At 61.7% G+C, this 13,315-nt stretch carries 13 protein-coding genes; 9 read left to right on the top strand and 4 right to left on the bottom strand.

Translation table 11 applies throughout. The features are described 5' to 3' along the window. The first annotated feature begins 5 nt into the window (after window positions 1-5). From ACQY1K_RS03240 to ACQY1K_RS03230, 3 genes are read left to right on the top strand one after another with little or no spacing between them, the layout of a single operon-like run. On the top strand, window positions 6-758 hold the full coding sequence (locus tag ACQY1K_RS03240; RefSeq protein WP_430258294.1) for a hypothetical protein: 753 nt from the start codon (window positions 6-8) through the stop codon (window positions 756-758). A gap of 39 nt (window positions 759-797) precedes the next feature. After that, window positions 798-1,172 carry a CopM family metallochaperone gene (gene copM, locus ACQY1K_RS03235; protein ID WP_430251984.1) on the top strand — a complete coding sequence of 125 codons (375 nt, stop codon included), beginning with the start codon at window positions 798-800 and terminating at the stop codon, window positions 1,170-1,172. A gap of 60 nt (window positions 1,173-1,232) precedes the next feature. Beyond that, the gene (locus tag ACQY1K_RS03230; protein WP_062453728.1) at window positions 1,233-1,937 is read left to right on the top strand and encodes an HAD family hydrolase; all 705 of its coding nucleotides are present in this window, start codon (window positions 1,233-1,235) and stop codon (window positions 1,935-1,937) included. On the opposite strand, the gene ACQY1K_RS03225 is transcribed toward ACQY1K_RS03230, so the two are convergent. Beyond that, on the bottom strand, window positions 1,924-2,565 hold the full coding sequence (locus tag ACQY1K_RS03225; RefSeq protein ID WP_062453729.1) for a DNA-3-methyladenine glycosylase I: 642 nt from the start codon (window positions 2,563-2,565) through the stop codon (window positions 1,924-1,926). The two genes, ACQY1K_RS03230 and ACQY1K_RS03225, sit on opposite strands and share 14 nt — an antisense overlap. A gap of 188 nt (window positions 2,566-2,753) precedes the next feature. Here ACQY1K_RS03225 and ACQY1K_RS03220 point away from each other — a divergent pair, with 188 nt between their 5' ends. Both ACQY1K_RS03220 and ACQY1K_RS03215 read left to right on the top strand, forming a co-directional pair. Continuing rightward, window positions 2,754-3,548 carry a L,D-transpeptidase gene (locus ACQY1K_RS03220; RefSeq protein ID WP_325261771.1) on the top strand — a complete coding sequence of 265 codons (795 nt, stop codon included), beginning with the start codon at window positions 2,754-2,756 and terminating at the stop codon, window positions 3,546-3,548. A gap of 149 nt (window positions 3,549-3,697) precedes the next feature. After that, window positions 3,698-4,399, top strand: a complete 702-nt coding sequence (locus ACQY1K_RS03215) for a L,D-transpeptidase (protein ID WP_244473998.1) — start codon at window positions 3,698-3,700, stop codon at window positions 4,397-4,399. A 205-nt stretch (window positions 4,400-4,604) separates the two neighbouring features. On the opposite strand, the gene glcF is transcribed toward ACQY1K_RS03215, so the two are convergent. The 3 genes from glcF to ACQY1K_RS03200 form a co-directional block, all read right to left on the bottom strand. Continuing rightward, window positions 4,605-5,921 carry a glycolate oxidase subunit GlcF gene (gene glcF, locus ACQY1K_RS03210; protein ID WP_430258293.1) on the bottom strand — a complete coding sequence of 439 codons (1,317 nt, stop codon included), beginning with the start codon at window positions 5,919-5,921 and terminating at the stop codon, window positions 4,605-4,607. 79 nt (window positions 5,922-6,000) lie between these two features. Beyond that, window positions 6,001-7,197 (bottom strand): FAD-binding protein, encoded by a 1,197-nt coding sequence (locus ACQY1K_RS03205; RefSeq protein WP_430258292.1) that lies wholly within the window; start codon window positions 7,195-7,197, stop codon window positions 6,001-6,003. A gap of 40 nt (window positions 7,198-7,237) precedes the next feature. Beyond that, a complete protein-coding gene (locus ACQY1K_RS03200; RefSeq protein WP_113109538.1) occupies window positions 7,238-8,671 on the bottom strand; it encodes an FAD-linked oxidase C-terminal domain-containing protein in 1,434 nt (477 codons plus the stop codon). 292 nt (window positions 8,672-8,963) lie between these two features. Here ACQY1K_RS03200 and ACQY1K_RS03195 point away from each other — a divergent pair, with 292 nt between their 5' ends. The 4 genes from ACQY1K_RS03195 to ACQY1K_RS03180 all read left to right on the top strand — a co-directional run bounded on the left by ACQY1K_RS03195 (window position 8,964) and on the right by ACQY1K_RS03180 (window position 13,301). After that, the gene (locus tag ACQY1K_RS03195) at window positions 8,964-9,470 is read left to right on the top strand and encodes an NUDIX hydrolase (protein ID WP_174195683.1); all 507 of its coding nucleotides are present in this window, start codon (window positions 8,964-8,966) and stop codon (window positions 9,468-9,470) included. 41 nt (window positions 9,471-9,511) lie between these two features. Beyond that, a complete protein-coding gene (locus tag ACQY1K_RS03190) occupies window positions 9,512-11,020 on the top strand; it encodes an inorganic phosphate transporter (RefSeq protein ID WP_430258890.1) in 1,509 nt (502 codons plus the stop codon). Window positions 11,021-11,037: 17 nt separating this feature from the next. Then, complete coding sequence (locus ACQY1K_RS03185) at window positions 11,038-11,775, top strand: 16S rRNA (uracil(1498)-N(3))-methyltransferase (RefSeq protein ID WP_430258291.1); 738 nt, start codon at window positions 11,038-11,040, stop codon at window positions 11,773-11,775. Window positions 11,776-11,927: 152 nt separating this feature from the next. After that, window positions 11,928-13,301 carry a glutamate--cysteine ligase gene (locus tag ACQY1K_RS03180; protein ID WP_430258290.1) on the top strand — a complete coding sequence of 458 codons (1,374 nt, stop codon included), beginning with the start codon at window positions 11,928-11,930 and terminating at the stop codon, window positions 13,299-13,301. Window positions 13,302-13,315: the final 14 nt, after the last annotated feature.

The raw sequence follows: 13,315 nt of genomic DNA, 5'->3' as shown, positions 1-13,315 counted from the left end.
CACCCATGATCCTCGAAGCGCTCCATTACACCGCGACCCTGCCGGTCACGCCAGCCGAATTCCGGCCGTTCATCCGGTCATCAGTCAATCTCTGGTCGCGTGCCAGACGTTGCGCCGACGCCTGGGCACCGCATGAGGAGAATTGCAAGACGTTCATTCGCGAGACTATCGCGGACATGAAGCAGCGGCGGACCGTCGTCGTGCTTGGCTCCGGTCTGTTGCGCGACGTGCCGATCGAGGATCTGGCGAAGGGTTTCGATACGGTCGTTCTGGTCGATCTGGTGCATCTCGCCTCCGTGCGGCTGCGGATGCTTGCGCGCAGATACCGGAATGGGCGGCTGATTTCGCGCAATCTCTCCGGTCTCGACAAGGCGCTTGCCGGCACGGTGCCGGAGCCTTTGGCGTTTCTGCGGCAGGTGCCGTATCTCGATCTCGTCGTCTCGGCCAACATCCTGTCTCAGATCGGCGTCGGTGCGAGGCGGCAGCTTGAGGAGATGAGGCACCCGGAGCCGGATGCCATCGTTGCCAAGCTTGTCAGCGCGCATCTGGACGGGATCTCCGCCCTGCCCTGCCGCCAGATTCTGTTGACCGATACCGCCTATAGAATTGTCGATCGGCAGGGAGAGGTTCTGGAGACAACGGATCTTCTGGCCGGCGTTACGCCGCCGCAGGCGGTCCGAGCCTGGTCCTGGCCGGTCGCGCCCTACGGCGAACTTGGCCGTGAGTATCAGGCTGTCCATGATGTGATCGCGCGGTAGCTTGATTTGCGCGAAGCTGCGTTTTAGCTTTGGTGCATGATGACACGCACGCTCCCCATCGCCGCCGCCGTTCTTGCCCTTTCCTTCAGCCTGGCCGTTGCGCAGGACATGAAGGGGCATGACCATTCCTCGACAAAGCCGCAGGGACAGACGGACACAAGCCCGTCTACGAAGGCTTACAAGGATGCGGCCGCAAAAATGCACAGCGACATGTCGCTGAACTATTCCGGCGATGCAGATGTCGATTTCGCGCGCGGCATGATCGCTCACCACCAGGGCGCGATCGACATGGCCAAAGTCGAGCTGGAACACGGCAAGGACCCTGACCTGCGCAAGCTGGCTGGAGAGATCATCAAGGCGCAGGAAAAGGAAATTGCCGAGATGCAGGCATGGCTGAAGGCGAAGGGACAGTAAGCTTCGAAGCTTGTCCAACGTCGCATCCTTCCGTATCTTGATGGTCTGGAGGCTAGTGACATGCGCCCGATTACCGCAATCGGTTTTGATGCCGACGACACGCTCTGGCAGAACGAACAATACTACCGCCTGACGGAACGGCACTTCCAAAAGCTGCTTGGCGATTTTGGCGATGGCGCCGATATTTCCGCGCGACTGCTGGAGGCCGAGAAGCGCAATCTCGGATATTATGGTTTCGGCATAAAGGGCTTTACCCTGTCGATGATCGAAACCGCGATCGAAGTGACGGACGGCAACGTACCATCCCGCACCATCGGCGAAATCCTCGATATCGGCCGGGAGCTGCTGCGTCACCCGGTCGAGGCGCTGCCGCATGTGGAAGAAACGCTGAGATCGCTGAACGGCCATTATCTGCTGGTGCTGATTACCAAGGGCGACCTGTTCGACCAGGAACGCAAGCTGGCGCAATCGGGCCTCGGTGATTTCTTCGACGCGGTGGAGATCGTTTCGGACAAGACGGCCACCACCTATCGGCGCATTTTCCAAAAATTGGCCGACGGGCCTGAACGGGCGATGATGGTGGGCAACTCGCTCAAGTCGGATATCGTGCCGGCCATCGCCGCGGGATCCTGGGGCGTTTACGTGCCGCATGCCCTGACCTGGGTCCTGGAACATGTGGACGCGCCGACCGAAGCGCCGCGTTTCCGCAAGATCGAGAACCTTGGCGAGTTGCAGCGGGTCCTTACCGAAGTCATGGCCGTTTGAAATTCAGCCGTGCCTGCGCGACCTCCGGCTGGCAGAAACAGCCCTCGAAATGATCGTTGACGAGGCCCATCGCCTGCATGAAGGCATAGACGGTTGTCGGGCCAACGAAGGTCCAGCCGCGCTTCTTGAGCACCTTGGACAGTGTGACGGAGACTGGCGTCGTGGGGTTGGCGCATAGCGTGGCGAGATCCATGATCGCGGGTCGGTCTTCCTCGCGGGGTTCGAAACTCCAGAAGAATTTGGCGAGGGTGCCAAACTCATCGCGCATCTCGACGGCGCGCTTGGCATTGTTGATGGTGGACACGATCTTGCCGCGATGGCGGATGATGCCCGCATCGAGCACCAGTCGTTCGACATCGTCTGGACCGAACTGCGCCACGGTGTCGAAATCGAAGCCTGCGAAGGCTGCGCGGAAATTCTCGCGCTTGCGCAGGATCGTCAGCCACGAGAGACCGGACTGGAAGCCTTCGAGGCAGATCTTTTCGAACAGCCTGATATCGTCGGCCATCGGCCGGCCCCATTCCTCGTCATGATAGCGGCGGTAGTCTTCGAGACCGCCGTGCCAGAAGCAGCGGCCCTTCCCATCTTCGCTCGTGATGATGCCGGCCACTTGCTTCTCCCAAACCATGACAATCCAATCCTTAACGTCAGTCTGACAGGTCTTCAGCTTGCGGCAACCATGTTTACACACGGGCCGGTAACCCTGCCAAAAGCTTTATGCGAATTCCAGCGCCGAACACCCCACCCGTTTACCAAACGCTTTGACGTGGCATTCACCATGGCCGCCAGATCCGTAAACGAGTGGACGTGGAACCGATGACGACGAAGACCCTGCTTCTGGCCCTAGGCCTGACGACCGCGCTTTGCAACACAGCTTTGGCAAACGACCGCTACGGCGACCGCCCGCCGGTCATCGTCAGCCCGGATCTTGCCGCTCCGTGGGTGATGCAGCTTGCCGGACCGAATGGACGATCGGCAGCAACCGTGCGCCAATATCGCCAGCCGCAGAACGACCGGCAGCAGACCGCACAGCCGCGGGTGATATACCGCGAGCAGGCCCAGCCGCGGCCGGTCCGCCGTGGCGTATTCGATCGCGGTCAGCCGAGAGCGCAACAGGTCGCCATGCGGCCCAACGCGCCGGCACGCAGCCGCATCGATCCGCAGTTTCTGCCGCAGATGGTGGCCTATGACACCAAGGAAAAGCCGGGCACGCTCGTCATCGATACGAACAACCGCTTCCTCTATCTCGTGATGGCGGACGGCCAGGCACGGCGCTACGGCGTCGGCGTCGGCAAGCCGGGCTTCGAATGGGCCGGCGAACACAAGGTGACCCGCAAGGCCGAATGGCCGAGCTGGATCCCGCCGCAGGAAATGATCAGCCGCGAGGCCGCCAAGGGCCACTATCTTCCCGCCCGCATGGACGGCGGACCGGAAAACCCGCTCGGCGCCCGTGCCCTCTATCTCGGCTCTACGCTCTACCGCATCCACGGCACCAACGCGCCCTGGACGATCGGCAGCGCCGTCTCCTCCGGCTGTATCCGCATGCGCAACGAGGACGTGACAGACCTCTACGGTCGTGTTGATGTCGGCACCAAAGTCATCGTGATGTAAGCGCCACCGCGGCTGCTGTGGCCATATGGCCACGGTGGCTTCGGCGATCGTTGAGCGCCCGTGTATATTCACCTCGTCTCATCTTGCCGCAGGCGATGGGTCGGGACATGTTTTCCTGCAGTTCAAGACGAAAATACCAGGGGGTAAGAATGAAATCGGGTAAAATGCTGTTTGCCGTGGCCGGCATGATGGTTTCGATTCTGGCAGTGGATGCTTCGACCCACGCAGCCTCAGCGCAGAGCTCCAGTTCGGCGCGGCCGCAGACGACCGCCAGCGACGTGGCGCCTTCGGTGCGCAACCGCACGGTGCCGGAGAAATTCCAGCGCCGGAAGGTTCGGTTTGCCACCAATGAAGCGCCGGGCACGATCATCGTCGATACGAACAACAAGTTTCTCTACTACGTCGAGGGCAACAACCGCGCTACCCGCTACGGGATCGGCGTCGGTCGCGAAGGCTTCGGCTGGTCGGGCGTGGTCTCGATCGGCCGCAAGTCGGAATGGCCGACCTGGACGCCCCCTGCCGAAATGCGCGCCCGTGAGGCCCGCCGCGGCATCAAGCTGCCCGTCGTCATGCAGGGCGGCCCGGAAAACCCGCTCGGCGCCCGCGCCATGTACCTCTACAAGGGCGGCCGTGATACGATCTTCCGCATCCACGGCACCAACCAGCCCTGGACGATCGGCCTCAACCTCTCGTCCGGCTGCATCCGCATGATGAACAAGGATGTCGAGCATCTTTACGCGCGCGCTGCTGTCGGCTCCAAGGTGGTCGTCATCGGCCCCGGCAGCAAGCCGGGCGACGTCGCCTTCGAAGACCGCGGCCTCGACATTTTCCGCACCATCTTCGGCGGCTGATTGTTAGGCATCTCTTCTCGCATTCCTGTGCGCGTCACAGGAATGCGGTCGGTCTAGGTTAAAGGACTGAAGAGATTCTTCCGCATCGCAGACGCGACGCTGCTCAATCCCTGTGACAAGCACAGGCATGAGGGTGGAGAGTGGGCGGTGCCGGCGGCAATCAGACGACGATGTCGCCTTTTAGGGTAAGATCGGCCGGCCTCGCCTAGACGAGTGCCTTTGCCTTTCTCGCGAGCTTTGCCGGTTCGGGCCCGCCATAGGCCCAGTCCAGCAGCTCCACCGTATGGACGATCGGGATGGCTGTTCCAGACGCGATCTGGGTGATGCAGCCGATATTGCCTGTGGCGATCACATCCGGCTTGGTCGCCTCGATATTCCTGACCTTGCGGGCTTTCAGCTGGCCTGAAATCTCCGGCTGCAGAATATTGTAGGTGCCGGCAGACCCGCAGCAGAGATGGCCTTCGGCGGGATCGCGGACGGTAAAGCCCGCTGCCTTCAGAAGCTGCTTCGGGGCTGCGACGATCTTCTGGCCGTGCTGCATTGAACAGGCGGAATGATAGGTGACGGTGAGCTTTTTCGGCTCCAGCTTGGCAAGATCAAGCGTGAACAGGTATTCGGTGATGTCCTTTGCGAGCGCCGAGACTGTTGCTGCCTTCTCCGCATAGGCCGGGTCCAGCCGCAGCATGTGGCCGTAATCCTTGATCGTGGTGCCGCATCCGGACGTGGTGATGATGATCGCGTCGAGACCGCCCTTTTCGATTTCGCTGATCCACACATCGACATTGGTGCGGGCGAAATCCAGCGCCTGTTCCTCGCGGCCCATGTGATGCACCAGTGCGCCGCAGCAGCCTTCCCCTTGCGGGCTCACGACCTCGACGCCGAGGCGCGACAGCAGCCTGTGTGTTGCGCCATTGATGCCGGGATCGAGCACCGGCTGGGCGCAACCCGACAGGATTGCGACCCGCCCGCGGCGTTCGGCGTTCGGAATCTGAGATATCGCCGGGGCTGATCCGGCCGGTGGGGCGGCTCTCGGCGCAAGTTCCAGCATGGCTGCGAGGGGCCGAAGCGGCTTGATGCGCTTTAACAGCGGGCCGAAGGGCCGGCCGAGCCTTGCCAGCGACAATGCCGTCCTGAACCGTGCCGGATAGGGAAGGACCGCGGCCAGCAGGCTGCGGATCAGCCGGTCGGCAAGCGGCCGGCGATAGGTGTTTTCGATATGGATGCGGGCGTGATCGACCAGATGCATGTAGTCGACGCCGGACGGACAGGTGGTGACGCAGGAGAGGCAGGACAGACAGCGATCGATATGGGTGACGACCTGCTCATCCGCCGCCCGATCGTTTTCCAGCATGTCCTTGATGAGATAGATGCGGCCACGCGGACTGTCGAGCTCGTCGCCCAGCGTCACATAGGTGGGACAGGTGGCGGTGCAGAAGCCGCAATGAACACAGCGGCGCAGGATCTTTTCGGATTCCGCCACATGCGGATCGAGCAGTTGTTCGGGGGTGAAGGAGGTCTGCATCAGTACGCTTCTTCCCTGTCAACTTGGCCCCGCCTGCCGCAGGCGGCGCAGGACCTCGATACCGATGATGGTCTCATGATCACCACCCCATCTTGCCCGGCGAGAAGATCCCGGCCGGGTCGAGTTTCTGTTTAACCCGGGCCGAGAGTGCGGCCACGGCATCCGGCACCGGCTCGAATGACGGGGTCGCGGCTCTTGCGGATTTCGAGGCGCGGATGAGCGTGGCATGGCCTCCGCCGAGTGCGCGAATATAGCCGCGCAGGAAGTCGGCTTCGGGATCTGCCTCCATCTGCATCCAGGCCAGTCCGCCCTGCCAGTCGTAATAGGCATCGACGCCCGCCTCCATGCGAAGAGCGGCGACAAGCTGGCAGCCGGCCATCGGCGCCATCGAGACGCGCCAGAGGGGCCGACCGGCACCGTTGGCATAGGGATGAACGTCGCGGATCTCGCGCCAGAGCGACAGGCTGTCTTCCATGCCGAGTCGGATGACGGGACCAAAGGCCTGCATCACGGCGACCAGCTTTTCGGCACGCACCGCGACGGATGCGGCGAGACCTTCGAGACGCAGGACGGTTGCTTCGTTCTCGGGCAAGGCGCCATCGATAAACCGGGCTCGCACGGTATGGGGCAGATGGGCGGCACCGGACACCTCCACCGGCAGCGCCATGGCGGCCGCCATTGCCTTGGCGGCGGTCTCGTCATCGAGGCCGGAGATGACGATGGTTTCCACCGTCTGCGGCACCGGAAGGACGCGAAAGGTCACTTCAGTCAGAAATCCCAGCGTGCCGTGCGAACCGGCGAGAAGTTTGACCAGATCGAGGCCGGTAACGTTCTTCATCACCCGCCCGCCCGCGCGCAGCAATTCGCCGCTGCCGTTGACGAAACGGATGCCGAGAAGACTGTCCCTCGCCGCTCCCGCCACGAAGCGGCGCGGACCGGAGACATTGGAGGCAAACACGCCGCCGATCGTGGGCTCTCCTGACGTGCCCATGATGCCGCGGTGATCCATCGGCTCGAACGCCATCATCTGGCGGTTTTCGGCAAGGGCCGCTTCCACCTCGGCGACGGGTGTGCCGGCCTTGACGGTCATCACCATTTCGGCCGGGTCGTAATCGACGATGCCGGTCAGGCCGCGTGATGACAGGGCCTCTGCGCCCTCGGTGGCATTGCCGAAGCCGGAGCGGGTGTTGCCGCCGCAGAGCGCGAACTTCCGGCCATCGGCCACGGCGCTGCGGATGACATAGGCGGCATCGGTTTCGGAATGGGGTATCAGCAAGGGAAACCCACTTCACGCACGGGGTTGGAGATCATGACATTCACCTTCGCCCCTCGAGCGGAAACACCTTGGACGGGTTCAATATCCATTGCTCATCGAAGGCTGAGCGGATTGCCATCTGCTGGTCGAGTTCGGGCTGGGTAAACTGATGCCGCATCAGGTCGCGCTTCTCGATACCGACGCCATGCTCGCCGGTGAGACAGCCGCCGGCATCGACGCAGAGCTTCAGGATCTCGTTGCCGGCTTCCTCCGCCTTCATGGCTTCTTCGGGATCATTGGCATTGAACAGGATCAGCGGATGCATGTTGCCGTCACCCGCATGAAACACGTTCGCCACCCGTAGGCCGAAGCGTTCGACGATTTCGGCTGTCTTTTCGAGCACGTAGGAGAGTTTGCCGAGCGGCACCGTGCCATCCATGCAGATATAGTCGGCGATGCGGCCGGTTGCGCCGAAGGCGGATTTGCGGCCTTTCCAGATCAGCGCCGCCTCGGTGGCCGACTGGCATTCGCGCACGGTCTTGACCTGATGCCTTCGGGCGATTTCGACGATGTCTTTGAGCGTCGCGTCCATCTCCGCTTCCGATCCCTCGACCTCGACAATCAGGAGCGCTGCCACATCCAGCGGATAACCGGCCTTGGCGAACGCTTCGCAGATCTCGATCGCAGGCTTGTCCATGAACTCGATCGCCACCGGAATGATGCCGGAGCCGATGATATCGGCGACGCAGGCCCCTGCCTCTTCCGAGCTATCGAACCCGAACAGAACCGGGCGCGCGCCCTCCGGCTTGGCAATCAGGCGCACCGTCGCCTCGGTGACGATGCCGAGCTGGCCTTCCGAGCCGCAGACGAGGCCGAGAAGATCGTAACCTGCGGCATCCAGATGCTTGCCGCCAAGCTCGATCACCGTGCCATCGACAAGCACCATCCTGACGCCGAGCAGGTTGTTGGTGGTGACGCCGTATTTCAGGCAGTGGGCGCCGCCGGAATTCATGCCGATATTGCCGCCGATCGTGCAGGCAAGCTGCGAACTCGGGTCCGGCGCATAGAAAAACCCATCGATGCCGACCGTCTCCGAAATGCTGAGATTGGTGACGCCGGCCTGCACGGTGGCGGTGCGATTGCTGTAGTCCACTTCCAGCACCCGCGACATCTTGGAAAGGCCCAGAACGACCGCATCCTCCTGCGGAATGGCTCCACCCGAAAGCGAGGTTCCCGCCCCCCTTGCAACGACCGGAATGGCGTGGCGATGGCAGTATTTCATCACAGCCGCAACCTGCGCGGTGGTGCGCGGCAGGACGACGGCAAGCGGGACGCGCCGATAGGAGATGAAGGCGTCGGTCTCGAACGGTGCGAGTTCGCGTTCTTCGTGGATGAGACAGTCCGCCGGTACGAGACGGGCAAGATCGGTCACGATGTTATCCCGCCGCGACAGGACGGACGCGCGTGGCGGCAGGAAAGCGATTGCCTCGGCCATGGCCTCCTCCTCAGAACGCGTCGCTTTCTCTATCTCGTTACAGCGTATGCCATGACGGTGTCGCACATCAACTCGAATGCGGGTTGCCCACGCATAAACCACAGATCCGCTCTCGACATTATCAGCGTACAAAGCGCGGTCCGCGCAAAATAGACGTTGACGCAACAGTAGCCGGCTTCAGAATGGAGAATGCGCCTTTAGAGATGATTCTCCTAAAATAATCCTCTTTTGCTCGTTAAGCCCGGCGCAAGCATTATATTAGCAACATACATTTTTTGGAGGCGTTTCGAAATTGGGCTTGATGGACCGACTGACCGGCAATCTTCGTTTGATGCTGCAGCGCCCTGCGCGACAGCAGTATGCCGCGTTGTGCTATCGCCTGACGAAGAAGCGGACGCAGCTGGAAGTTCTGGTCGCCACAAGCCGCGATACGGGGCGTTGGGTCATTCCCAAGGGATGGCCGATGAAGGACAAGAAGGCGCATCAGGTAGCCGAACGCGAGGCTTACGAGGAAGTGGGCGTCAAGGGTAAGGTCGAGAAGGACGCGCTTGGCTTTTTCCACTACCGCAAGACCCTCGACAGCGGCCTGAAAGTGCTGGTGCGCGTGCAGGTTCACGCACTGGAAGTTGCCGATTGCCTGAAGAATTTTCCGGAAAAAGGATCCCGGAAGCTGGAATGGGTCTCCTGCGAGGAAGCGGCCAACCGCGTCAACGAGCCGGAACTGAAAATTCTCTTCCTGCGGTTTGCCGAAAAAATGGATCCGCTTCGTTCAACGGTGCCGATCAAGGCCGCAGGCTGACAGTCCGCTCGACCAACCAAAATCGTATACTGGAATAAATGATGGGCCAAACGCGGCCGCGTCTGGCCAAGCCGACGCTCGACAAGGATCTCGAAAAGCTCTCCTCGGTGGAAGACGCCGCGCGCCAGACGTCGCGCGGGCTTGCAGCACCCGGTGCAGCGCTGCTGTTCATCGTGCTGGTGGCAATCTTTGCCGCTTCCTATGTGACCGGACATCCGGGTGCTGTGGTGGTGATCGCGGCCTCCGCGCTTGCGGCCTACATGGCGATGAATATCGGCGCCAACGACGTTACCAACAATATCGGCGCGGCGGTCGGCGCGCGCGCGATGACGATGGCGTTCGGCCTGGCGCTGGCGGCAGTGTTCGAAATCGCCGGCGCGGTGATTGCCGGCGGCAGCGTTGCCGGTACGATCGCCAACAACATCATGCGTGCCGGCGTAATCACCGATCCGAACGTGATGATCTGGGCGATGATGGCGGCACTGCTTTCCGCAGCCGTGCTGATCAACGTCGCGACATGGCTCGGTGCGCCGATCTCTACCACCCATTCGATCGTCGGCAGCGTGATGGGTGCAGGCATCGCGGCGGCCGGTTTTTCGGCAATCAACTGGGCGACCGTCGGCGGTATTACCGCAAGCTGGGTCCTGTCGCCGCTCCTTGGTGCCGCGATTGCCGCCGGCCTGCTGTTCCTGATCAAGGAAACGATCATCTACCGCGAGGACAAGATCGCTTCTGCCCGGATCTGGGTGCCGATCCTGATCGGCCTGATGGCGGGCGCTTTTGCGGGCTACCTCTCGCTTGTCGGTCTTGGGCAGTTGATAACGGTGTCAAAACTGACAGCGACCGCCATCACGCTGATCACGGGTCTTGCCGTCTGGCGACTGGTCATCCCTGTCATCGCCAGACAGTCGCGCGGACTGGAGAACCGCAACCAGTCGCTGCGCAAGCTGTTTCGCATTCCGCTGGTGTTTGCCGCGGCGCTGATGTCGTTCGCGCATGGGGCGAATGACGTGTCGAACGCGATTGGTCCGCTGGCAGCGATCGTTGCGGCAGCGCAACGCGGCGGCATGTCCGCACCTGTCGGCATACCGCTGTGGGAGCTGGTGATCGGCGGCCTTGGTATCTCGCTCGGCCTTTTGCTCTACGGGCCGAAACTGGTGCGGCTGGTGGGTGCCGAGATCACCAAGCTCAATCCGATGCGCGCCTATTGCGTCTCGTCTTCGACGGCGCTGACGGTGATCGTCGCGTCCTGGGTCGGTCTGCCTGTGTCTTCCACGCATATTGCGGTCGGCGCCGTGTTCGGCGTCGGGTTTTTCCGCGAATGGTACACGCGCCATTCGCGCCGCCGTTACGAGTATATGCGGGTCAGGGCCGGCAAGGATCCGGATGTCGGTCAGGAGCACGAACACGACGAGAACGAGGTGAAACGCCGTTTTCTGGTACGCCGCTCGCATTTCCTGTCGATCATCGCCGCCTGGATGATTACGCTGCCCGCATCGGCTGCGCTTGCAGCGCTGGTCGCGACGGTTATCTTCGCGCTGTTCGTCTGAGTTTCGAAAGTTTTCCCATGCGTGCCAATTTCCGGATACAGCGCCTGTTCATCGACGCACCTCTTGCGAAGGCAGAGCACCAGGAGGTGGGAGCGGAGCATTTCAACTATCTCGCCAATGTGCTGCGCTTGACTGAGGGTGCCGAGATCCTGGCGTTCAATGGGCGCGACGGCGAATGGCTGGCGAAACTCATCTTTCCGAGCCGCAAGAAGATCGCGCTTGAGCCGATCGAGCAGGTGCGCCCGCAACCGCCGGCACCAGACCTGCATTATCTATTTGCGCCGCTGAAGGTGGGACGGCTGGACTATTTGGTGCAGAAGGCGGTCGAAATGGGCGCCGGCACGCTTCAGCCTGTCATGACGCAGCATGTGCAGGGCAAGATCACCAGCATGGAACGGCTGCGGGCGAACGTGATCGAAGCTGCCGAACAGTGCGGCATATTGTCAGTCCCGCAGGTCCTTTCTCCGAAGAAACTCGGCGATATCCTCGACCACTGGCCGTCTGACCGGCGCATCATCTTTTGCGACGAGGGCGATGAGGGACAGAACCCGCTGACGATCCTGTCGACGATCGAGGAGACCAAGCTGGCGCTGCTGGTCGGCCCGGAAGGCGGGTTTTCCGAAGAAGAACGGGCACGTCTGCGGTCGCTGCCATTCGTCAGTGCCATTCCGCTCGGTCCGCGTATCCTAAGGGCCGATACCGCAGCGGTTGCAGCACTTGCCGTGGTCCAGGCTTCGATCGGCGACTGGCGTTAAACATGCTCCCAACCGGCGCGACAGATTTGACACACAGCTGCCTGTTTTTCTAAACCAGCGTTGAAAGAAATTCACTTGCACCGCACATCATTCCGGTCCACTCAGCCGGACGTTCGCTCTCTAAATACGGCACTCCGAACAAGGTAGTTTTCATGGCCCGCGACACCACCGACCAGACCCCGCTTTCTTCGGTGGCCGAGCTTTCCAGCTACATGGCCGAGGGACCGCGACCGAAGGAAAAATTCCGGATCGGGACCGAGCACGAAAAGTTCGTCTTCTTCAAAGCCGATCATTCGCCCGTGCCCTATGCCGGTGAAGCCAGCATTTCCGCGCTGCTGAATGGCATGCAGGAACGGCTGGGCTGGGAGCCGATCACCGATGGCGGGAACATCATCGGGCTTGGCGAACAATCTGGCATGGGCGCGATCTCGATCGAGCCCGGCGGCCAGTTCGAGCTTTCGGGCGCGCCTCTGGAAACGCTGCATGAAGTGGCGAAAGAGGCCGAGCAGCATATCGCCCTCGTCAAGGAAATTGCCGAGCCGATGGGCATCGGCTTTCTCGGCATCGGCGGCAGCCCCAAATGGACGCGCGAAGAAACGCCGCGCATGCCGAAATCCCGCTACGACATCATGACCCGATTCATGCCGAAGGTCGGCAGCAAGGGTCTGGACATGATGTACCGCACCTGCACGATCCAGGTGAACCTCGACTTCTCGTCCGAGGAAGACATGGCTGCGAAGATGCGGGTGTCGATGAAGCTGCAGTCGATCGCGACCGCGCTGTTTGCGGCATCGCCGTTTACCGAGGGAAAGCCGAACGGATTGTCCTCCTGGCGCGGCGACATCTGGCGTGACACCGACAACAGCCGCTCCGGCGTGCTGCCCTTCGTGTTCAACTCCGATTTCGGCTATGCCGATTACGCAGAATGGGCGCTCGACGTGCCGATGTATTTCATCGTGCGCAACGGCAAGTATCACGACTGTACCAATATCACCTTCCGGCAGTTCATGGACGGCGGGCTGAAGGGCACGGTCGACGACTGGCAGCCGACGATGGGCGACTGGATCAACCATCTTTCCACGCTGTTCCCGGATGTGCGGCTGAAGAAGTTCCTGGAAATGCGAGGTGCCGACGGCGGTCCGCTCGATCGCATTTCCGCCCTGCCCGCCTTTTGGGTCGGTTTGCTCTATGACGAGACGGCGCTTGCGGATGCGCAGGAGCTGACGAAGGACTGGACGTTCGAAGACGTCGTCCAGATGCGCGACACCGTTCCATCAAAGGGGCTTTCTGCAGAGATCCGTGGCGTGTCGGTTCTCGATATCGCCCGCGAGAGCGTGCTGATCTCCAAGGCCGGCCTCAACGCCCGCGCGCGCAAGAATGCCGAGGGCGACGACGAGACGATTTTCCTTCGTCCGCTGGAAGAAATTCTGGTGAAGAAAGCAACGCTTGCCGACGAAATGCTGGCGCTGTTCAACGGGCGCTGGGAAGGCTCGGTCGAGCCGGCGTTCAAGGACTACGCTTACTGAAACCCGCATCCGAG

Source organism: Neorhizobium sp. IRS_2294 (genome assembly GCF_050500145.1).
GTDB lineage: Bacteria > Pseudomonadota > Alphaproteobacteria > Rhizobiales > Rhizobiaceae > Neorhizobium > Neorhizobium soli.
The sequence above is the reverse complement of the archived record's forward strand: the minus strand, read 5'-3'. Positions and strand labels throughout refer to the sequence as shown.